The following is a 20,171-nucleotide window of genomic DNA, read 5'->3' as shown; positions in this document are numbered from 1 at the left end:
ACGATCAGACGAAAACTTGATTTAGTTAAGGCTAAACAATAAAATTCAGACCCAATAGCCAACCTGTTAATAACTCATTTGGAACCAAGTAAGGCATTACATGCAAAAGCAAAGTAACTAAGACCCGAACAAGTCCATAACAGTTGTGCTGGCGACAATAGCAAGAGTGAACCACCTGATCCCTTCCCGAACTCAGAAGTGAAACCTCTTCGCGCTGATGGTAGTGTGGGGTTACCCATGTGAGAGTAAGTCATCGCCAGCTCATTATTCAAAACACCCTCAACAAACGTTGGGGGTGTTTTTTATTGTTTTAAAATAAGCGCTATAATAATGAGTTCATTAAATGGACTTAATGAATATGGATACTTCTTATTTAGCTGATTTGGACCAACAATTTCAACTTGATGGATTGGTTAAGCTACCTTAATTTATTCCTTAAGGATTAAAAATTATTCAACAAACCTTGTTATCAGATTTAAAACGCTTAAATATTTATTCATCGAACAAGGTTTTGTCTAAGACATTACAAGGTATGAGTCCTTTTCAGCAGATTGTTAAACTCACTCAAATACTAAATAAGCCAAGATCTTTAGATATCCGAAGTCCAGTCCTGTTGTCCGTGCTTGCGTGACCATTCCAGCACAGTTGATCTTCCTTGAATACCATATTTTACCTGAGCTTGTTTATAAGTAATTTGCCCTTTTTCTACTTCATGTAGAACCATCATTTTAAAGGCAAAGCTATAATCACGTTGTGTACGTTTAACTCTTTGTTCTCGTTCATGTTCCATAAAATAAGCCTCTTAAATGTGTAAACTTACTTCAGGTCGGGACAAAAAACAGATAGAAAAAAGCCCCAACATCATGTCAGGGCTTTTTCAGATTTATGTTTAGGTATTACTCCTGTTATACCTTTCAGCGTCCTGCCGTTATTTTATTTATTATTGTTATTCTTGCTTTTAGAAACATCCTGTTTCTGTATGAGTTAAATATAAAAGGAAAGCTTAACTTAGCCTAGCGTCAATTTTCTGCAGTGCATGTAAGCGAAAACGTACAGCGGCATATCCGCAAAATAAAGATCAATAAACTGGATTTATTTAATTTTAAGTGGTTGATTATATTTAATAATTATATTTTTCAATAAAAATCCCCCGAGTTCATTTTCTTGTACTTGGGGGGATTTGGACAGCAGCAAGATACAGCAAGTATGTAAATTGATTACATCAATTTAATGCCTTGTTGTCCTGCAGGGGTGACTCTAAAGATTTCCACTTCAAAGGTAATATTTTTACCCGCTAAAGGGTGGTTAAAGTCTACTTCGGTCACATCATCATTTACAGATTTCACCACGCCATAGAGGCTTTGTTTGGCTTTATCTTCAAACTCAATCATGTGTCCTTCAACTGGACGTTGCTCAAATTTAACCGTATCAAAAGTTTGTACGTTTTCAGGATTCCATGGACCAAATGCATCTTCAGGTTGAAGACTCACGGTGCGGCGGTCACCTGCACGTAAACCAAATAATGACTTTTCAAAACCAGGTAACAAACTACCATCACCCATAACCAAACTTACAGGTTCAGCGCGGCTACGGGTGTTGTCAATTTCTACACCATTTTCAATGGCGACAGAAAAGTGCAACTCGACTTTTGAGCCATCTTCAATACGAGTTTCATCATTTGGATTAATAATTTCAGTCATGTTGCGCCTGCGCTCGTTCAATTCGGTGTTTTTCTAGGAAAAACGTATCAATTAACAGCAGAATTGTGCCAAGCGTGATGGCACTGTCTGCAATATTAAAGGCAGGGAAGTGGCTGTTGTTATAGTACACGTGAATAAAATCGACCACGTAGCCAAGGCTGACCCGATCAATTAAATTCCCAATCGCACCGCCTAAAATTAAGGCAATCGCTAAAGGCAGTACAATTACATTTTTTGGCATACGCATTAGCCAAAATACAAAAATTACAGACACTAAACCTGCTAGTGAGGTAAAGAAATAACGTTGCCATCCACCTGCATCGGACAAGAAACTAAAGGCAGCGCCATAGTTATGCAGTAAAGTCCAATTCAAAAAAGGCAATACAGGCACAGGATCTGCGTAATTCAGATACGATACTGCAATCCATTTGGTCCATTGATCGAGAATAATCGCAACAATAGACAAGCCCACCCACCATAAATTATGTAGATAGAACTGGAATAAGCCCTTTTTGTGTTGTGGATTAGGCATATTTTCTCTCTTCGCCTTGACCTGTTGGTAGATTGATAATACAACGTGAGCACAAACCTGGATGTGCAGAATGTGTATTCACATCAGGGAGTACATGCCAGCAACGTACGCATTTTTCGCCATCTGCTGCAGAAACTTTCACGTTAAAGCCATCTAAATCAGAGGCTTCGCCTTGTGCAGCATCAAAGCCATTCACAATCACTTGTGAGGTAATCAGGACAAAACGTAGCTCATCGCCTAGTTTATCCAATACGGCTTTGAGTTCGTCATTGGCCCAAAGTTCAACTTTGGCAGACAGGTTGGAACCGACAGTTTTGGCGGTACGTGCAGCTTCAATGAATTTATTGACAGCAGATTTAACAGCAATCAAAGTTTGCCATTGCGCTTCTGCTAGGATATTGGCTTCAGAAGCCACTGGAATCTCATACCACTCTGCAGTGAACACGTATTTTTCTGATTGCTCAGGGATGAGCGGCCATGCTTCTTGTGCCGTAAAGCTTAAGATTGGCGCCATCCAACGAACGAAAGCCTGAACCAAGTGATACAAAGCAGTTTGTGCAGAATGACGTGCTTGCGAGTCCGCTTTGGTGGTGTACTGACGGTCTTTGATGATGTCGAGGTAGAAACCACCCAAGTCATTAATACAGAAATTGGTCAGTGCGCTGGTCACGATATGGAAGTTCATATCTTCATAGGCTTGCTGAATAGTTTTCTGTACTTCTGCGGCACGTTGCAGGATGTATTGATCTAAAGCAATCAATTGATCAACAGGAAGCGCATCTGTTGACGGTTTAAAGCCATTTAGGTTGGCCAACAAGAAACGCAAGGTGTTACGGATACGACGATACCCGTCAGAGGCACGGCTAAAGATTTCCTTACCTGCGGTCATTTCATAGCGGTAATCCGCCGATGCAATCCAGAAGCGTAAACCGTCTGCACCCATGTCTTTAATAATGTCTTGTGGGGTAATGATGTTACCCAACGATTTCGACATTTTGCGACCTTTTTCATCGACCACAAAGCCGTGGGTTAACAAGCCTTTGTATGGTGCGCGTTCATTGATTGCAATCGAGGTGAGTAATGAAGATTGGAACCAACCACGGTGTTGGTCTGAACCTTCAAGATACAAATCGGCTGGGTCTTGCAGCTCTTCACGCTCACGTAGAACCGCATAGTGCGTCGTACCTGAGTCGAACCAAACGTCTAAGGTGTCGCGTACTGCATTGTAGTGCTCGGCATCATCGCCAATGAAGTCTTTAGCTTCACGGTTATACCAACCATCAATCCCTTCTTGTTCGATCAGTTTCGCAACTTCTTCAATCAATTCAGGGGTGCGTGGGTGCAATTCATTGGTGTCTTTATGCACGAAGAATGGAATTGGTACACCCCATGTACGTTGACGAGAAATACACCAATCTGGGCGACCTTCAATCATCGCTTGGATACGGTTTTTACCCCAATCTGGTACAAAGCTGATCTCATTTTCAATTGCATTGAGTGCGCCTTGACGTAAACCTTTGGCATCCATGCTGATAAACCATTGTGGTGTAGCACGGAAAATAATTGGAGTTTTATGGCGCCAGCAGTGTGGATAGCTATGTTTGATTGGGTGATGTGCCCAAAGCTTATTGTTTTCTGCCAAAGTCGCAATAATTTGTGGATTGGCTTTGTAGATGTGTTCGCCTGCAAAGATTGGTGCAGTAGGTAAATATACGCCATTGCCACCAACAGGATTGTCAACTTTTAGGTTGTATTGTAGGCCAACTTTATAGTCGTCCACACCATGTCCAGGCGCGGTATGTACTGCACCTGTACCGCTTGTTGCGGTCACGTGTTCACCTAAAATCACAGGCACTTGACGTGCTTGAATCAGTGGATGTTGCAAGATCAGGTTTTCGAGTTTGTCACCTGTAAAGTCCGCCAACACTTCATAGCTGCTAAAACCATAGCGTTCAGTCGCTGACTGTACCAATTCTTTGGCCAAAATAAAGTTTTGTGGTGCTTTGTCATCGGCACGTGCTTTCACCAATTGGTATTCAATTTCGGCATGCAATGCAACGGCTTGGTTAGCAGGCAAAGTCCACGGTGTGGTCGTCCAAATCACAATGTCAGTAGCATCATTGATTTGCACACCCAAACGTGCAGATAAATCGGCTAAATCGACCACAGCAAAACCAACATCAATTGCATCGGATTTTTTATCTTCATATTCAACTTCGGCTTCTGCCAATGCAGAACCACAGTCCAAACACCAGTTTACAGGTTTAAGACCTGGTTCAATATGACCTGCTTTGGCAATTGCACCCAATGAACGCACGATGTCGGCTTCTTGCTTGAAGTTCATGGTGAGGTAAGGGTTGTCCCAATCACCAAATACGCCCATACGCACGAAGTCTTTTTTCTGTAATTCGACTTGGGTGTAAGCATATTCGCGGCAGGCTTTACGGAAAGTCGAAGCATCGACTTTAACGCCCACCTTACCCACTTTTTCTTCTACTTTAAGTTCAATTGGTAAACCGTGACAATCCCAACCTGGAACATAAGGGGCATCATAGCCATCCATGACACGGCTTTTAATGATGATGTCTTTTAGGACTTTATTGACCGCGTGACCCAAGTGGATTTGACCATTGGCGTATGGAGGGCCATCGTGAAGCACATATTTCTTCTTGCCAATACGCGATGCACGAATCTGCTGATAAATGTTGTCGGCATACCACTCTTCTAACCATTTCGCTTCACGTACTGCGAGATTTGCTTTCATTGCAAATTCAGTACCTGGGAGGTTTAGCGTGGCTTTATAATCCACTGCATTTTCAGGAGTTTGCTTATCGCTCATGCAAGTTGTCTTCCAGTTGAATCAGCCCATGGACTGACGCGTTTTACATTAAATATTTAGGGTAAATTAAAAAGGGAAACTTGGATGATCTTGTCGAAATTCAAGAAGTTTTTCAACATCATCATCAATTCCCGCTTTGAGTGCTTCAAGCGAAGGGTAATTTTTTTCGCCATGTAAATAGTTTAAAAATGTGACCCGCATTAATAAGCCATACAGATTAGCAGAAACATTGGGGAAATGTACTTCTAATCGCCATTCGGGATGTTCTTGCTTGATGGCAGGTCGCGTTCCGACATGCCCTGCACCAAATAAACTGTTTGGGCTGTAGCCTACAACACCTGTTTTGCTAGGATGTGCATTGCTGACTGTGTCGGTTAAGGAAGTGGTTTCACAGACCACTTCAACACCATAAATACCGTTCAAACAAGGTTTATAACGGTTTAAACGTACGTTAATGGTGGGGAAATCTAGGGTACGACCAATTTGATCGCCATATTGTACGCGCCCCGTAATACTATAAGGACGTCCGAGCAATTGGGCAGCGAGTGCCAAGTCACCTGCTTGTAGGGTTTGGCGAATACGTGTGGAGCTGACCCGTTCACCCGATAAATTTACTGTGCTTAAATTGGTAACCTGAAAGCCATAGTTGCGCAAAAAGTCACTATTGCCTTGGCGATTTTTTCCAAAATGGAAGTCATCACCCAAGACCAAATGCGAGGCATTCAGGGTCTCTTTTAAAAGTTTTGCAAAGGCTTCGGCACTTAAACTGCGGAAATGATTGTCAAATTTGGCCACGGCAATGTAGTCGATACCCAATTCGGTCAAATACTCGACTTTTTCCCGTAAAGAGCTGATGCGTGGTGGTGCATCGTAGCCTTTAAAAAACTCCAGTGGTTGAGGTTCAAACAACATCACCACGGTTTTGAGCTGTTGCGCTGCAGCCACTGCTTTGAGCTGTTGAATCATCGCCTGATGACCGACATGCACACCATCAAAATTGCCAATGGTTACGGCAGTTTGGGCGAGGTCAGTGGTAGAAGATAAAGCATTCAGGCGGAGCAGCTGCATGATCGGATGAAAGTTGAAAATTTGTAAGGGTTATATATTGCCATATTCTCGCGCTTTCGTCTTGCTGTTGTGTTTTTAACCTGAAAAATTATCTGAAAATTAGGAAAAATCCGACAATTTAATCTGCAAAGCGCAATGGGGTTTGCACCGCATTCAAATTTCTTTTCTAATGTGCCGAGTTTAATGATCTGCAAGAGTAAAAAATGGTGAATTCTGATTTCGCTTTAATTATGGCATTGCCCAGTGAATCTCAGGGTTTGTTTGAGCAGGCAGGGATTCAGGTGCATTACAGTGGCATTGGTAAGGTCAATGCTGCGTTTAAAGCCTTTGAAGTGATTCAAGAGACAGGTTGTAAAACTTTATTGAATTTAGGCACCGCTGGCAGCTCATATTTTGATGCACATGCTTTGGTAGAAGTCTGTCAGTTTGTGCAGCGTGATATGGATGTTTCACCGTTGGGTTTTCAGGTGGGAGTCACGCCAATGGATCAGGAATATCCTGCAGAAATTCATTTGCAACGGTATTTTGAGCATTTGCCGAGTGGTGTTTGTGGCACGGGAGATAGCTTTGAAACGGGGACGCCGAAAGTGCCATGTCAGTTGGTCGATATGGAAGGCTATGCCATCGCCAAAGTCTGTAAAAAATTAGGGGTACGCATGTTGTCGGTCAAATATATTACCGATGGCGCCAATGATACAGCGCATTTAGATTGGGAAGAAAACTTGTTGTTGGGTGCGCAAAAACTATTGTCTTTGTATCAGGGTCTTAAATAATATCGTTGCAAAAACGCCACGACCCTAGTCATAACTAGGGTCGTGAGTAAAAGTGCATATCTTAGTTAGTGCTGCGCAATTAATCTTCTGATTCTTGTTTAGGTGCGGCAGTATTCACAGCAGCTTGGGGTGCATCCACTTCGTCCTGACGCGGCATAATACCGTAGAGCATCATGTGAACCGTATGTTGCAAGACACGTTGCAACATGCTGCGGTTGCGCAGGGTTTTACCTGTCACCATTTCCATTTGCGTTGCAAAGTCGGCATAGTTTTGAGTAATCGCCCAAATATTCAAAATAAGCAATTCAGGATCAATCTGTTTAGACAGTTTGCCTTGCTCTTGCCACATGGTAATGACTTTGGCTTTGCGTTTGACTAGTTTTTTCAGAGGACCTTTTAAAATTTCGTGAATATGTGGTGCCCCTTGAATCACTTCTAATGCGAATAGACGTGATGCTTTGGGTTGAGTACGTGAAACCTCAATTTTTTGCAGCAGATAATTGGTGATTGCTTCATCAGGCTCGAGTTCAGCTTCGAGCATTTGCAAAGGTGCTAGCCATTTTTGCAGTACTGTGGTCAGCACTTCAACATATAAGGCTTCTTTGTTTTCATAATAATAGAAAATATTCGACTTATGCATCTCTGCAATTTGTGCGATTTCGTCCAAACTCGCGCCACTAAATCCGTATAAAGAAAATACGTCGAGCGCGGCATTGAGAAGCTGATGGCGTTTTTGTGTACTCTTTTTTTGTTCCATTCGTAATTTTAAAACAATGAAAAAAAGGAATTATTTATTGTACGGCAAATCATAAGGCTTGTGCATCTTTTAAAGATGTATTTGTAGAATATTTTTAGTCTATTCTGTAGTTTAGCTCTTCAATCCGTGAAAGGTATGAGTCGGATAGCGGAGTTTATTTCGTGATATTTTTTGACTAAATGATGGGCGATTTTTGATTTTATTTATAAATGGTAAAAGTAAGGTTTTTTTCTGCCTTGTATCAAATTTATCTAAAAAAACTAAGCAGTGGTGTGAGTGCTGCCAATTTTGATCATCCCTACACTGTCGTGCTGACTTGATTTAATCGGCAGCATGTTCCACGTGAAACATCTTTGGGTTTTGGTTATGCTGTGTCATTAAACGTGCAAAAAAAATCTCACTTAGAGCCGTTTTTTACAAACAATTGAGTTGCGTTGATAGTTATATAAAGCCTGACGTGCATCGGGTAAATCATCAACACTGGCAGGTGCAAAACCCTGTTCTAAAAACCAGTGTGCGGTGCGGGTGGTTAAAATAAATAATTGCTGAATGCCCATGGCTTTGGCTTTATCTTCTAAATAATCCAAAATTTGGCGACCACGGTTCGATTTACGATAAGCAGGATGTACCGCAACACAGGCAATTTCAGCAGACTTGAGTTCATGACCTGTGGTCGGAATTGGATATAGCGCAGCACAGGCGAGAATCATGCCGTCACGTTCAATCACTGCAAATTGGCCAATTTCATTTTCCAGACGTTCACGTGAACGATAAACCAGCACACCTTCTTCTTCTAAAGGACGTAATAAACGAATTAAACCGCCTACATCCTGAATATTGGCCATGCGGACTTCTTCATAGTGTGCATCACTCACCATTGTCCCTGAACCATCGCGGGTAAACAGTTCTTCGAGTAAAGCCCCATCGTAAGCATAAGAAATCAAATGCACACGATGAACGCCGTTGAGTGAAGCTTCTTGTGCTGCATTTAAATGTAAAGCCAGTTCAGGCTGATGTCGCTGAGCATCTTCAATATAGGGATTTAAATGTTGAGGATGAACTTCCCGTTGCAATTGACCTTCGGCATTTTGTAAGCCGTGCTGCGCGCCTAAGAAAATCAGTTTGTCGGCTTTTAATTGAATGGCAGTTTTAGTCGCCACTTCTTCGGCTAACAAGTTAAATACTTCACCTGTGCTGGAATAACCTGTCGGACCGAGTAACACAATATTATAATTTTCTAAATGGCGTTGAATGGCATCTGCATCTACCGTGCGGACTTCGCCAGTCAGTTGATAATCGACCCCATCACGAATACCATACGGTTTGGCGGTAATAAAATTGCCCGAAACCACATCAATCCGTGCGCCGTACATCGGGGAGTTCGCTAGCCCCATCGACAATAAAGCTTCAATTTGCAGGCGAATTGAACCAACAGCATTCATGACACAAGATAAAGACTCACGCGTGGTGACACGACGTTGCAAATGAAACGGTGTATCAATTTGGCTGGATTCTAAGTTTTGATTAATTTGTGGACGCGCACCATGTACCAAAATTAAACGAATACCAAGCGAGTGCAGCAGGGCAATATCATGAATAATGTGCTGAAAGTTTTCATGCAAAACTGCTTCGCCATCGAACATAATGACAAAGGTTTTATTGCGGTGAGCATTGATATAAGGCGCAGAATGTCTAAACCAATGCACATATTGTAAGGTTGTGCTGTGCGGGTTTTCAGTCGGAGTCATTCGTTGGCCTGCTGTAATGGTCGATGGTGCTGTCTTTGATTCTAATCAAAAAATTCTATAGCGGAAGTCTAAATATAAAAAAACACCTGAATGGTGCTTCAGGTGTTGTGGAGAAATGCTATTTTTCAGCTCAGGCTGAACGGTTTTAGCCAATAATACGAATAATACGCTGGGTACGTTCATTAATCAGGACATAGTCACCGTTGACTTTATACCACTGCTGAAAGCGCCCTGTGTTAGGTAAACGACGTGCTTCACGATCACTGACTTTGTAGCGGTTCGCGTCATATCCACGTGGAAGGTTTTGCCCTACACGCCAGTCGCGACTTGGATTTACACGTTTTTGATCATAACGCTTTTGTTCCCACTGTGTAGGATGACGTGGATTGTCCCAATGCTTGTCCTGATGTTTGTAGCCAGCATTTGCTTGATGACGACGATCATCATAATGATGGTCGGGTGCTGCTATAGCCGATGTTGCCATGATTGCGCTTAAAGACAGTGCTAAGGTGCTGAGTAATTTTTTCATGCGACTTACCTTCAGTTTTAAATATGGGGTAGATGTGTCCAAATTAATCAAATACTCAAGATAAACGATGGTGGAAATAGAGGTGAATTGTGAATTTTATGGAGAAAACAAGGAGAGCCTACGCAGGACATTATCCTATAAAAAAGCCCAAAGAGGTCTTTGGGCTATGTATTTAGCTATTGTGTAGCGAGTAGATCTATAAACCTGCGATACGTAAAATATGGTGATTTTCGACATCGACCAAAATGTAGTCTTGGTTAATTTTGTACCATTGCTGTTTGCGTTCAGGGCGGGGCAAGTTATGTTCCTGATAATCGACTTTATAACCATTGCCACGATAATGCTGCGGCATGACATAACCCGTTTGCCATTTATGTTGCTGTAGACGTTTCACACCACGTTCTTCACGCATGCGGCGTTTGTCTTGCATGCGCTCTTCAAAATCACCACGAAATTCACGTTTATTGTGTGCTTGGTTACGAGGATGGTCAGCAGAGTCTCGATCAAATTGAGGAGCGGCAGTTGCAAAATTGCTGCTTAGTAAAGCACTGAAAGACATTGCCAGAACTGTCAAAATCTTTTTCATCTAAACCCCTCATTCTCTCATCTTCATATCACAGTTCATACTTTAACCATTAAATGCAGAGAAACTGTGAAGAAAGCACATGAATTTTTTAAATACGCATCTGCAGGATGCAGCGCGGCATTGATTCTATTATGCGACAAAATACGAAATTTGCAGCAAGTATTGCTCAGAAAATAGGGGCAGGATGATTTTGTTGTGCTAAGGAAAGGATGAGGCATCACCATAGCAGCGTACGGCTATGGTCTGCTCTAGTTCCAATGTTCAGTTAAGCCTTGTAAGGATTGCACAGCAATGGCAATACTTTCGGCTGTTTCACGATCATCTAAAGCCACAATTAAATGCTGACCTAATTGTAAGTTTTCAATACTTTGAATCACGGCAGTTTTACGTTGAATATCAGTCATCACAATTTACCTAATGCTTGTTGGGGAGATGCATCAAGCATAGGTGATTTATATTGATTTGAAAAACCGTATAATTTTATGAAAACAATCTGATAAAACGATTTGTTCCGCCGTTGCCGTGATTTTTGCTTAATAGGCGTAGTTTAAATCGGTGTAGTCGGTCAGTGATTTTTGAATATGTGCATTGATAAATTCACGCACATCTTCAGTACTCATTGGTGTACCTTGTTTGGTAATCACGTGTTCAATTTCAGGTTGCCCTTCAATTTTAATACGATAAACAAAGTTTTTAACCACTTTGTAGGCATTGTCCAATTTCTCAATGCCTGTAACATAGTAGTAAGCATGTTCAAAATTAAGATCGGTATGTGAAAACACAAACTGATCAAACAGTTTGATTTTCTGACCGTTGTCGAGTGCCTGAATGTCATCTACGATGCTGGCTTCAAACTTCATGCCATATTTTTCAGAAATAGGCTGACCATCAATGAATAAAGACACCATACCATCTTCAAGTGGTGTCACTGTGATGTTGTTTAATTCAGTCATGTTGCTCTCTGCATCGTTGAGGTTGAATGGAAATGTGGAAGCATGGCAATCAGGCTTTGTGCTGTCAAAATAGGCAGGATAAAAACCTCAAAATGCTTGTGTGATGCCATTTTACCGCAAATCAATGTGCAAATATTGGCAATATGCTAGGTTAAGTCCATAAAAAAGGAAGCACGCGCTTCCTTTCTTAGAATCAAATGACAGGACTAATCCTGTGCATCAATACTTTGACCATTCATGTGCAAGCTGTCATCGCCCATTAAATATAAATAGGCCGGCATGATGGCATCGGGTGTAGGTAAAGTTTTTGGATCTTCATTTGGATAGGCTTTGGCGCGCATGGCCGTGCGGGTCGCGCCCGGGTTAATGCAGTTGTAGCGAATATTTGGATGCACGTTTTCTTTGGCAAATAATTGACTCACTGCTTCAATTGCAATTTTAGACACCGAATAAGCACCCCAGCGTTCACGTGATTCACGACCTACACCAGAACTGGCAAACACCACTGAAGCATGTTCCGATTTTGCCAAAAGCGGCAATAATTCCTGAGTGAGTACAAATGGCGCACGTAAATTCACGGCCATGACATCATCCCAAACATCGGCAGGGTAATTTGCCAACTCAGTCCGTTCACCCAAAATGCCCGCATTATGCAAAATACCATCCAAACGTCCGAATTGTTTGTCTAGGGTATCGACTAATAATTCATAATCTCGCGGTGAAGCACTCGAAAGCTGTAGTGGCAAAATTGCAGGTTGCGGTGCGCCTAAACTTTCAATTTCGTCATAAATGACTTCAAGTTTATTGAGAGTACGACCATGCAGTACCACGGTTGCTCCATGTAGTGCATAACTGAGGGCAGCCGCTCGTCCAATACCATCACCCGCACCTGTAATGAGGATAATACGATCTTTGAGAAGATCGGGGCGAGGTTGATATTCTGAATATTTCATGGGCTCCCTCCTGTTCATTTCTGATTGCTTATGGGCTGAGTTTCATGTCATCGCTTTGCAGGATTGATTCAAGCAATGGTGCTGCAGTTTTGCGAGCTAACCTGTAACACCATTTTGTTTAAAACCGTATGTAATTCAGTCACTGAATCTACTATACAATCTGCTTGCCATGCTGTTAAGTCATCTTTGTGTTGTAACGGTAAATAACCGTAAGCGGCTAAAATCGTATACATATTGGCATTGCGGCCTGCATCGATATCACGTGGATGGTCACCTACATAAATACAATCTTCTGGGGCAACTTCAATCTGTTTGGCCGCCAAATACATAGGTTCTGGGTCTGGTTTGGTACGGCTAACATCTTCAGGGCAGACCAAAACGGCACAGCGTTCAGTTAAATTCAGTGCTTTGAGCAGCGCTTCGCTAAGCCAACGCGGTTTATTGGTCACAATGCCCCACGGAATTTGACGCTGTTCTAACGCTTCAAGCAGGGGATACATGCCTTCAAACAGATCAGTTTCGACTGCAATATCTGCGCCGTACAGGTCTAAAAAACGCTGTCGATGGGCCAGAAATACAGGGTCATCTACATCAAGTTCTGGGTAGACCAGTTTGACCATTGCCCGTGCACCTTCAGATACCTGTGTGCGAATGGCGTCTGCTGCCACAATCTCACAGCCTTTATCGCGGCACATGTCTTGAATGATGCGAATAAAATCTGCAGCGGTATCAATTAAGGTGCCATCGAGGTCAAATAAAACCGCCTTCATTTTGTTGCCTCGTTGACCGTATAGACCATGTAGTTCACATCCACATTTGGTGCTAACCAATAGCGCTTGGTGAGCGGGTTGTAGTGTAAGCCCGTCATATTTTTTAGTTTTAAGCCTGCTTGGCGGATGTCATGCGCCAATTCAGATGGTTTAATAAATTTATGATAATCGTGTGTGCCTTTGGCCAGCATGCGCAGCACGTATTCTGCCCCAATAATGGCAAATAGGTATGATTTAGGGTTGCGGTTAATGGTCGAGAAAAATACATGACCACCTGGCTTGACCAGTTTTTGACAGGCTTGAATAATTGAGGCAGGGTCGGGTACGTGCTCTAACATTTCCATGCAAGTCACCACGTCGTATTGACCAGCTTGCTCATTAGCCAGTTGTTCAACAGGAATTTGGCGATATTCAATATTGTGTACGCCTTCTTGTTCTGCATGCAGGCGTGCCACGTTTAAAGGTGCCTCGCCCATATCAATTCCAAGCACATTGGCACCGCGACGCGCCATGCTTTCAGCCAAAATACCACCACCGCAGCCGACATCTAGTACTTTTTTGCCTGCCAAGCCGCCTGCGTGTTCATCAATCCAGTTTAAGCGTAATGGATTAATCATGTGCAGAGGGCGGAACTCGGAATGCTGATCCCACCATATGGCAGCAAATGCTTCAAATTTGGCAATTTCTTGTGGATCAACATTCAAATGCGACATGGGTGTCACCTCAATTTAATCGTGATGATAGTAAAAATATGTATAAATCCTAGTGTAGCGTTAATTCTAAAAAAAGCGATAAAAGCTGTAAAAAAGTTCACAGAAGGAAAACGAAATCGGCATAATTGATTTATAGTGTTGCCATACACTAAACAGAATGATTTAGAGGATTATAAACGCAATGAAAAAATTCCTTTTAGGTAGTTTGGCAACTGCCATCTTTGCTATTTCTGGTAGCACTATGGCGGCAAATTTTGTAGCAGGTAAAGATTATAGCGTTGTCGCTAACCCAGGTAAGATCGATGTACCGGGTAAAATTGAAGTGCGTGAGTTCTTTTGGTATGGCTGTGGTCACTGCTTTACTTTAGAACCATATATGCAAACATGGTTACGCCAGTTACCTAAAGATGTGAATTTTGTGCGTACCCCTGCGGCCATGAACCCTGTTTGGGAAATGAATGCACGTGGTTATTATGTGTCTGAAGCTTTGGGTGTGCGTAAGAAAACTCACTTGCCACTTTTCCATGCCATTCATGACAAAGGTCAGCAAATTTTTGACCAGCAATCACAAGCTAAATTCTTTGTGAAATATGGTGTACCTGAAGCGAAATTTAACAGTATGTTTAACTCGTTTGCGATCACCTCTAAAATTTCACAAGCCAAACAATTGGCGCGTCAGTACCAATTGACAGGCGTACCTGCGGTGGTGGTGAATGGTAAATATATCGTGCAAGGCGATAACGGCAAAGTGATTCAAGTAGTCAACTACTTGGTTGATCAAGAGCGTAAAGCCAAGAAATAAGCAGATGCAATAACAAGATGATGTGATGCTGAATCGGCAGCGCATCGCTAAAACCGCAATGATTGTAATGTCATTGCGGTTTTTTAATGCAGGTTAAAAGCCTGTTGTATGTTTAATCTGCAACAGGCTGTGGACGTTGCCAGTGATAAACGCCGCGAAATAATAAATGTACTTGGGTAATGGTTTGTTGAATAAAACGCTGCTGTTGTTCTGGTAGCTTTTCGGCTTCAAATTGGCGTTCTAAACCAATCCAGCTCATTGCCCAATTTAACAATAAATTAATTAAAATATTGGCCAAAATGTGCAAGTCTTCAGCATGTTGAAAATGTTGTACGCTTTCGACCCGTTGTAATTCATTGGCTAAATCTTCAATTAAAAAATCAATTTCACGGGCGATGGCTTGGCGTAAAACAGCGGAACCGCCCCAGCGTTCGGAAATTAAAAAAATCCATTGTTGTGGGTGATGATAGACCGATTTAAAAAACAGGGTCAGTGCCGTTTCGGTCTGTGCATCGGGTTGGTATAAATAGTCTTGACCCAATTGATTTAAAATCCCTTTAATGTGCAAGGCAACCTGATCGACCAAATCTAGCCCCAATTCATCCATGTCTTGAAAATGCCGATAAAACGCGGTGGGCACGAGACCAATCTGTCGTGAAATTTCCCTTAAGCTAATGCTACTAAATGCACGCCCTGCGCTGCTGAGGTGTAGCACTGCATCAAAAATTGCCTGACGACTTTGTTGTTTTCGTTCTTCCCGAATCGACATTGTATTTCCTGATTCTGCAAGTGCCACGCAGTCTAACAAAAACCTGTGTTTCAGGATAATACTAAAAGATGAATGAAGCTACCTTATAAAATACAGCTAAAATTTACCGAAACAGAACACGACAAGCTTTGGATCAGCGACCTGCGCGGTGGCATCTGTTATACTTGCGGGCAATTTATTTGAGTCAAAAATAGGACACATTATGCGTATTGACCAACGAGCTTTAGATCAATTACGTGAGGTAAAAATTACCCGTAACTATACTCGCTATGCTGAAGGTTCAGTGTTGGTAGAGTTTGGTCATACCAAAGTTTTGTGTACTGCAAGTATTGATAACTCTGTACCTCGTTTTTTAAAAGGGCAGGGACAAGGTTGGGTAACTGCAGAATATGGCATGTTGCCACGTTCAACGCATACCCGTAGTGACCGTGAAGCGGCACGTGGTAAACAAAGCGGGCGTACACAGGAAATTCAGCGCTTAATTGGTCGTAGCTTACGTGCTATGGTCGATTTGAAAAAATTGGGCGAAAACACCATTACTATTGACTGCGATGTGATTCAGGCCGATGGTGGTACGCGTACGGCAGCCATTACAGGTGCAGCAGTGGCGTTGATTGATGCCATGAATGTGTTGCTAGAAAAGAAAAAAATTAAGCATGATCCATTAAAGGGTTTGGTGGCTGCAATTTCTGTGGGCATGTACCAAGACCAAGTGTTATTGGATTTGTGCTATGAAGAAGATTCAAATTGCCAGACAGATTTAAACGTGGTGATGACCCAAGCAGGTGAATTTATTGAAATTCAGGGTACTGCTGAAGATAAGCCGTTTAATCGTGTGCAATGTAATGCCATGTTGGAAATGGCAGAAAAAGGCATTCAGGAATTGGTGAAAAAACAGCAGCAGGCTTTGGGCTGGTAAGCCAAGTTTTCTAAGATTGCAGCACTGTTCAAAACGCATCTTCGGATGCGTTTTTTTATGGATGACGCGTGGATTGCGATAGGAGGCATGAAGCAAAAAGCTACAATATTGCAGGATGCGTTCTTTTAAGATGGAAAACTGTATGCAAAGAGCTTGAATGAAAAGAGGAGGAAAGCATGAAACTATTGATTATTTTAATGTCTGCCATGATGTTGTTTTTAACTGCATGTGATTCACGTACTGAGCGTGAAAATGAAGACAATCGTAGTGTACTCGGTCAAGCTTCTGACAACGACAACGACAACGACAACGACAACGACAACGACAACGACAACGACAACGACAACGACAACGACAACGACAACAAGGACGATGATTAAATTCAAAATTGAGGCATAAAAAAAGGAGGCTCATTTGCCTCCTTAAAATCAATTTTTGGAAAAAATTAAGGGTGCAGATTGCACCCTTAATTTTAAAAGTAATCGTTTACGCATTAAAACGCATTGATAAATCCACAGCTTTGACATCTTTGGTTAAAACACCCATCGAAATATAATCTACGCCTGTACTAGCCACTTCACGTAAATTTTCAATGGTGATGTTGCCCGACGCTTCAAGTTTGCAGCGACCTGCTACATGCTTGACCGCCTCAATCATTTGTTGCTGGCTAAAGTTATCCAACATTACAATATCAGCATTGGCTTCAAGGGCTTGATTCAGTTCATCCCAAGTTTCCACTTCAACTTCTACAGGTTTGCCCGGGGCAATGGCATGTGCTTTGGCAATCGCCTGAGTAATGCCACCTGCTGCCATAATGTGATTTTCTTTAATCAAAAAGGCATCAAACAAACCTAAACGATGGTTTTGTCCACCACCGACCGAGACAGCATATTTTTGTGCAATGCGTAAACCCGGTAAGGTTTTACGGGTATCTAGCAGTTTGGTGTTTAAGCCTTCGAGTTGTTGTACATAGGCTGCGGTTTTGGTCGCAACAGCAGACAGGGTTTGCACAAAATTCAGCGCAGGGCGTTCTACGGTTAACAGGCTGCGTGCAGAACCTGCCAATTTCAAAAAGGCTTCATTGGCAGCAACATGGTCGCCATCATTTTTTAACCACGTGACTTGCACATTGGCATCGTATGCTTGAATCAGGGCATTTACCCACGGTTGACCTGCCAAAATCATATCTTCACGGCTAATAATCGTAGCAGTGGCCTGCTCATCTTCAGGGGTCAATAATGCGGTAATATCACCATCGCCAATATCTTCTTGCAAGGCTTGCTGAATATTGATTCGGATGGATTGTTCAAGCAAAGCTGGAGAGATGCTCATAAGATTTTCCGTGTCGATCTTGCCCATGAAAATTGCGCGTTATATTAACACTGTTCTGCGTCTGGATGTGTTTTTTAGCCACGTTCGGGTGTAATTTAAGATGTTCATTGTCACGTGTTGGCATTAAACTGAAATTTCTGTTCTAGTTTTCTATTCTAATGGTTTGGGGATTGCCTTATGCAGCATGTGCCGTCGTTTCAGGTGGTTGAGGGTCAATTACAAGGGGCAAGACAAGTCCCATCTCCGAATTTCAACGCCCGTCCGACAGACCAAGAGATTCAATTGCTGGTCATTCACAATATTAGTTTGCCGCCGTCACAATTTGGTGGCGGTTATATTGTGCAATTTTTTCAGAACCAACTGGATTGGTCGCAGCATCCTTATTTTCAGACCATTCAGGGCATGCAGGTTTCGGCACATTTGCTGATTTTAAGAACAGGCGAGGTGCTGCAATTTGTTAATTTTGCAGATCGGGCGTGGCATGCGGGACGTTCTAGTTATTTGGCACAGCCTGAATGTAATGACTATTCAATTGGGATAGAGTTGGAAGGGAGTGATGACTTGCCTTTTGAAACAGCGCAATATCAGAGTTTGGTGCAGGTGGTACACAGTTTGCAGCAGGCCTATCCGAGTATTCAACAGCATATTGCAGGACATTCTGATATTGCACCGGGACGCAAAACTGATCCGGGGCCGTATTTTGACTGGCAGTATTTTCGTGAACAGTTATCTCAACTTAAAGCTTCGACATCACAGGAAAAATTGATCAATCAATAACAAAACTTTGTTGATGCTTTGATTACAATAGCGACTAAATTTTTAATTGGGTGGTAACGATGGCGCTTTGGCGATCGACCTTTATTGTCAGTGCAATGACCATGCTGTCACGGGTGCTAGGATTAGTCCGTGATGTGGTGTTGTTGAATGTGTTTGGTGCAGGTAAAGATTTCGATACCTTTGTGGTGGCGTTTCGCATTCCGAACTTTTTCAGGCGACTATTTGCTGAAGGGGCATTTTCGCAGGCTTTTATTCCTGTATTGACCGAATATAAAACCAGCCGCACTCATGCCGAAGTACAAATTTTAATTAGTCGGGTTTTTGGCTGCTTAATGACGGTAATGACAGGGCTAACCTTTGCCGCCATGGTGGCTGCGCCTGCGGTGATGTATATCTACGCACCGGGTTTCCATAGCGACCCTGAAAAATTTGCGCTAGCCACCGATATGTTCCGCCTGACCATTCCTTATTTGTTGTTTATGTCGCTGACGGCATTTGCCAGCAGTATTTTGAACAGCTATGGCTCATTTACCACGCCTGCCTTTGCACCTGTATTGCTGAATGTGGCGATGATTGCAGGTGCATTATGGCTTACTCCGTACATGGCAGAGCCGATTATGGCACTGGGTTGGGCGGTGATTATTGCGGGGGCTTTACAACTTGCAATTCAAATTCCTGAATTGTGGCGTAAAAAACTGCTGATTCCACCCAAGGTTGATTTTAAACACGAAGGTGTGGATCGGATTATGAAGCTGATGCTGCCTGCCTTGTTTGGGGTGTCGGTCACGCAAATTAACCTGTTACTCAATACCATTTGGGCCTCTTTTATGCAGGATGGTTCGGTATCTTGGTTGTATAGTGCAGAACGTATGACAGAGTTGCCGCTAGGTTTAATTGGTGTCGCGATTGGTACAGTGATTTTACCGTCACTGTCTGCACGTCATGCAGAACAGAATATGGATAAATTCCGTGGCATGATGGACTGGGCGGCACGGGTGATTATTTTGGTGGGTGTACCTGCCAGTATTGCACTGTTTATGTTGTCTACCCCGATTATTCAGGCCTTGTTTGAGCGTGGTCAGTTTACCTTTCAAGACACTCAAATGACGGCTTTGGCCTTGCAATGTATGAGTGCAGGGGTAATTTCATTCATGTTGATTAAAGTTTTTGCACCAGGCTTTTATGCGCAGCAAGACACCAAAACCCCAGTACGTGTTGGTTTAATGGCCGTAGCAGCCAATGCCATTTTAAACGTGGTGTTCATTGGCTTCTTTAAACTGATTGATTGGGAAGCTGAGCACATGGCATTGGCGTTGGCATCTTCAGGTTCGGCTTTGGTCAATGCTGGCATGCTGTATTTTTATTTGCATCAGCGTAAGATTTTCCGTTTTGGTGCACACTGGAAAAAACTTATTCTGCAATTTTCCGTTGCCAATGCGGTGATGATTGCTGCGTTGTGGTACGCCTTAACTTGGTATAACGGTGATGTATCACAGTGGATGCGTGTCGCTGAAGTGACTGCACTATGTGTGGTAGGGGTACTGGCGTATGCGATTGGTTTATTGGCAACAGGTTTTAGACCACGTCATTTAAAACCATAAATACAGAAATCGCTGTTGAATGCATCCCAAACATCAAAGTAAAAAAATAC

21 protein-coding genes, 1 rRNA gene and 1 pseudogene are annotated in these 20,171 nt (G+C 42.6%); 7 read left to right on the top strand and 16 right to left on the bottom strand.

Translation table 11 applies throughout. The features are described from left to right. Positions 1-147 precede the first annotated feature (147 nt). Positions 148-262, top strand: a 5S ribosomal RNA gene (rrf, locus tag L6C30_RS06085). Positions 263-592: 330 nt separating this feature from the next. Here the strand turns inward: rrf and L6C30_RS06080 are convergent. The 5 genes and pseudogenes from L6C30_RS06080 to ribF form a co-directional block, all read right to left on the bottom strand. After that, positions 593-790 (bottom strand): annotated as a pseudogene (locus L6C30_RS06080) (IS3 family transposase); the annotation flags it as partial. A 427-nt stretch (positions 791-1,217) separates the two neighbouring features. Beyond that, complete coding sequence (locus L6C30_RS06075; RefSeq protein WP_230245584.1) at positions 1,218-1,700, bottom strand: peptidylprolyl isomerase; 483 nt, start codon at positions 1,698-1,700, stop codon at positions 1,218-1,220. Continuing rightward, positions 1,693-2,232 carry a signal peptidase II gene (lspA, locus tag L6C30_RS06070; protein ID WP_019837027.1) on the bottom strand — a complete coding sequence of 180 codons (540 nt, stop codon included), beginning with the start codon at positions 2,230-2,232 and terminating at the stop codon, positions 1,693-1,695. The genes L6C30_RS06075 and lspA overlap by 8 nt, the downstream gene beginning before the upstream one ends. After that, a complete protein-coding gene (ileS, locus tag L6C30_RS06065; RefSeq protein ID WP_236162575.1) occupies positions 2,225-5,071 on the bottom strand; it encodes an isoleucine--tRNA ligase in 2,847 nt (948 codons plus the stop codon). Before ileS ends, lspA begins: the two co-directional genes overlap by 8 nt. Positions 5,072-5,137: 66 nt before the next feature. Then, entirely contained in the window at positions 5,138-6,139 is a 1,002-nt protein-coding gene (gene ribF / locus L6C30_RS06060; protein ID WP_070155765.1) for a riboflavin biosynthesis protein RibF, read from the bottom strand. Between the two features lie 206 nt (positions 6,140-6,345). Here ribF and L6C30_RS06055 point away from each other — a divergent pair, with 206 nt between their 5' ends. Further along, entirely contained in the window at positions 6,346-6,912 is a 567-nt protein-coding gene (locus L6C30_RS06055) for a 5'-nucleosidase (protein ID WP_236162578.1), read from the top strand. A gap of 79 nt (positions 6,913-6,991) precedes the next feature. Here the strand turns inward: L6C30_RS06055 and L6C30_RS06050 are convergent, their stop codons facing one another. The 9 genes from L6C30_RS06050 to ubiG form a co-directional block, all read right to left on the bottom strand. Continuing rightward, positions 6,992-7,669 carry a TetR family transcriptional regulator C-terminal domain-containing protein gene (locus L6C30_RS06050; RefSeq protein WP_236162574.1) on the bottom strand — a complete coding sequence of 226 codons (678 nt, stop codon included), beginning with the start codon at positions 7,667-7,669 and terminating at the stop codon, positions 6,992-6,994. 401 nt (positions 7,670-8,070) lie between these two features. Then, complete coding sequence (argA, locus tag L6C30_RS06045) at positions 8,071-9,417, bottom strand: amino-acid N-acetyltransferase (RefSeq protein WP_236162573.1); 1,347 nt, start codon at positions 9,415-9,417, stop codon at positions 8,071-8,073. 145 nt (positions 9,418-9,562) lie between these two features. Beyond that, positions 9,563-9,946 carry an RcnB family protein gene (locus tag L6C30_RS06040; RefSeq protein ID WP_236162572.1) on the bottom strand — a complete coding sequence of 128 codons (384 nt, stop codon included), beginning with the start codon at positions 9,944-9,946 and terminating at the stop codon, positions 9,563-9,565. Between the two features lie 196 nt (positions 9,947-10,142). Continuing rightward, on the bottom strand, positions 10,143-10,532 hold the full coding sequence (locus tag L6C30_RS06035; protein WP_070155776.1) for an RcnB family protein: 390 nt from the start codon (positions 10,530-10,532) through the stop codon (positions 10,143-10,145). A 248-nt stretch (positions 10,533-10,780) separates the two neighbouring features. Beyond that, positions 10,781-10,936, bottom strand: a complete 156-nt coding sequence (locus L6C30_RS06030; RefSeq protein ID WP_230245577.1) for a hypothetical protein — start codon at positions 10,934-10,936, stop codon at positions 10,781-10,783. A gap of 129 nt (positions 10,937-11,065) precedes the next feature. Beyond that, entirely contained in the window at positions 11,066-11,485 is a 420-nt protein-coding gene (locus L6C30_RS06025; RefSeq protein WP_236162571.1) for a hypothetical protein, read from the bottom strand. 206 nt (positions 11,486-11,691) lie between these two features. Further along, the gene (locus tag L6C30_RS06020) at positions 11,692-12,438 is read right to left on the bottom strand and encodes a YciK family oxidoreductase (RefSeq protein WP_236162570.1); all 747 of its coding nucleotides are present in this window, start codon (positions 12,436-12,438) and stop codon (positions 11,692-11,694) included. A 68-nt stretch (positions 12,439-12,506) separates the two neighbouring features. After that, positions 12,507-13,208: an HAD family hydrolase gene (locus L6C30_RS06015; RefSeq protein ID WP_236162569.1), complete on the bottom strand. Its 702-nt coding sequence runs from the start codon at positions 13,206-13,208 to the stop codon at positions 12,507-12,509. Further along, positions 13,205-13,921 (bottom strand): bifunctional 2-polyprenyl-6-hydroxyphenol methylase/3-demethylubiquinol 3-O-methyltransferase UbiG, encoded by a 717-nt coding sequence (gene ubiG, locus L6C30_RS06010; RefSeq protein ID WP_019837016.1) that lies wholly within the window; start codon positions 13,919-13,921, stop codon positions 13,205-13,207. Before ubiG ends, L6C30_RS06015 begins: the two co-directional genes overlap by 4 nt. A 181-nt stretch (positions 13,922-14,102) precedes the next feature. Here ubiG and L6C30_RS06005 point away from each other — a divergent pair, with 181 nt between their 5' ends. Next, a complete protein-coding gene (locus L6C30_RS06005) occupies positions 14,103-14,723 on the top strand; it encodes a thiol:disulfide interchange protein DsbA/DsbL (protein WP_019837015.1) in 621 nt (206 codons plus the stop codon). A gap of 112 nt (positions 14,724-14,835) precedes the next feature. Here L6C30_RS06005 and L6C30_RS06000 read toward each other — a convergent pair whose 3' ends face one another. Next, entirely contained in the window at positions 14,836-15,492 is a 657-nt protein-coding gene (locus tag L6C30_RS06000) for a TetR family transcriptional regulator (RefSeq protein ID WP_236162568.1), read from the bottom strand. A 202-nt stretch (positions 15,493-15,694) separates the two neighbouring features. On the opposite strand from L6C30_RS06000, the gene rph reads away from it, so the two are divergent. After that, positions 15,695-16,411 (top strand): ribonuclease PH, encoded by a 717-nt coding sequence (gene rph, locus L6C30_RS05995; protein WP_004974074.1) that lies wholly within the window; start codon positions 15,695-15,697, stop codon positions 16,409-16,411. A 176-nt stretch (positions 16,412-16,587) separates the two neighbouring features. Continuing rightward, complete coding sequence (locus tag L6C30_RS05990) at positions 16,588-16,791, top strand: hypothetical protein (protein WP_165492521.1); 204 nt, start codon at positions 16,588-16,590, stop codon at positions 16,789-16,791. A 106-nt stretch (positions 16,792-16,897) separates the two neighbouring features. Here the strand turns inward: L6C30_RS05990 and nadC are convergent, their stop codons facing one another. Then, a complete protein-coding gene (gene nadC, locus L6C30_RS05985; protein ID WP_230245574.1) occupies positions 16,898-17,743 on the bottom strand; it encodes a carboxylating nicotinate-nucleotide diphosphorylase in 846 nt (281 codons plus the stop codon). 177 nt (positions 17,744-17,920) lie between these two features. Here nadC and ampD point away from each other — a divergent pair, with 177 nt between their 5' ends. Further along, on the top strand, positions 17,921-18,520 hold the full coding sequence (ampD, locus tag L6C30_RS05980; RefSeq protein WP_230245573.1) for a 1,6-anhydro-N-acetylmuramyl-L-alanine amidase AmpD: 600 nt from the start codon (positions 17,921-17,923) through the stop codon (positions 18,518-18,520). Between the two features lie 50 nt (positions 18,521-18,570). Continuing rightward, a complete protein-coding gene (murJ, locus tag L6C30_RS05975; protein WP_230245572.1) occupies positions 18,571-20,121 on the top strand; it encodes a murein biosynthesis integral membrane protein MurJ in 1,551 nt (516 codons plus the stop codon). The last annotated feature ends 50 nt before the right edge of the window (positions 20,122-20,171 follow it).

The organism is Acinetobacter sp. KAM396, from assembly GCF_021602765.1.
In the GTDB taxonomy this organism is placed as follows: Bacteria; Pseudomonadota; Gammaproteobacteria; order Pseudomonadales; family Moraxellaceae; genus Acinetobacter; species Acinetobacter towneri_A.
This window is presented reverse-complemented; position numbering and strand designations above follow the sequence as displayed.

Coding starts and splice junctions, on each gene's coding strand:
- L6C30_RS06025 (WP_236162571.1), bottom strand. CDS start 11,485: ATGACTGAATTAAACAACATCACAGTGACACCACTTGAAGATGGTATG.
- L6C30_RS06035 (WP_070155776.1), bottom strand. CDS start 10,532: ATGAAAAAGATTTTGACAGTTCTGGCAATGTCTTTCAGTGCTTTACTA.
- L6C30_RS06020 (WP_236162570.1), bottom strand. CDS start 12,438: ATGAAATATTCAGAATATCAACCTCGCCCCGATCTTCTCAAAGATCGT.
- L6C30_RS06000 (WP_236162568.1), bottom strand. CDS start 15,492: ATGTCGATTCGGGAAGAACGAAAACAACAAAGTCGTCAGGCAATTTTT.
- L6C30_RS06030 (WP_230245577.1), bottom strand. CDS start 10,936: ATGACTGATATTCAACGTAAAACTGCCGTGATTCAAAGTATTGAAAAC.
- argA (WP_236162573.1), bottom strand. CDS start 9,417: ATGACTCCGACTGAAAACCCGCACAGCACAACCTTACAATATGTGCAT.
- L6C30_RS06005 (WP_019837015.1), top strand. CDS start 14,103: ATGAAAAAATTCCTTTTAGGTAGTTTGGCAACTGCCATCTTTGCTATT.
- ribF (WP_070155765.1), bottom strand. CDS start 6,139: ATGCAGCTGCTCCGCCTGAATGCTTTATCTTCTACCACTGACCTCGCC.
- ileS (WP_236162575.1), bottom strand. CDS start 5,071: ATGAGCGATAAGCAAACTCCTGAAAATGCAGTGGATTATAAAGCCACG.
- ampD (WP_230245573.1), top strand. CDS start 17,921: ATGCAGCATGTGCCGTCGTTTCAGGTGGTTGAGGGTCAATTACAAGGG.
- nadC (WP_230245574.1), bottom strand. CDS start 17,743: ATGAGCATCTCTCCAGCTTTGCTTGAACAATCCATCCGAATCAATATT.
- L6C30_RS06015 (WP_236162569.1), bottom strand. CDS start 13,208: ATGAAGGCGGTTTTATTTGACCTCGATGGCACCTTAATTGATACCGCT.
- rph (WP_004974074.1), top strand. CDS start 15,695: ATGCGTATTGACCAACGAGCTTTAGATCAATTACGTGAGGTAAAAATT.
- ubiG (WP_019837016.1), bottom strand. CDS start 13,921: ATGTCGCATTTGAATGTTGATCCACAAGAAATTGCCAAATTTGAAGCA.
- L6C30_RS06075 (WP_230245584.1), bottom strand. CDS start 1,700: ATGACTGAAATTATTAATCCAAATGATGAAACTCGTATTGAAGATGGC.
- L6C30_RS06050 (WP_236162574.1), bottom strand. CDS start 7,669: ATGGAACAAAAAAAGAGTACACAAAAACGCCATCAGCTTCTCAATGCC.
- L6C30_RS05990 (WP_165492521.1), top strand. CDS start 16,588: ATGAAACTATTGATTATTTTAATGTCTGCCATGATGTTGTTTTTAACT.
- lspA (WP_019837027.1), bottom strand. CDS start 2,232: ATGCCTAATCCACAACACAAAAAGGGCTTATTCCAGTTCTATCTACAT.
- L6C30_RS06040 (WP_236162572.1), bottom strand. CDS start 9,946: ATGAAAAAATTACTCAGCACCTTAGCACTGTCTTTAAGCGCAATCATG.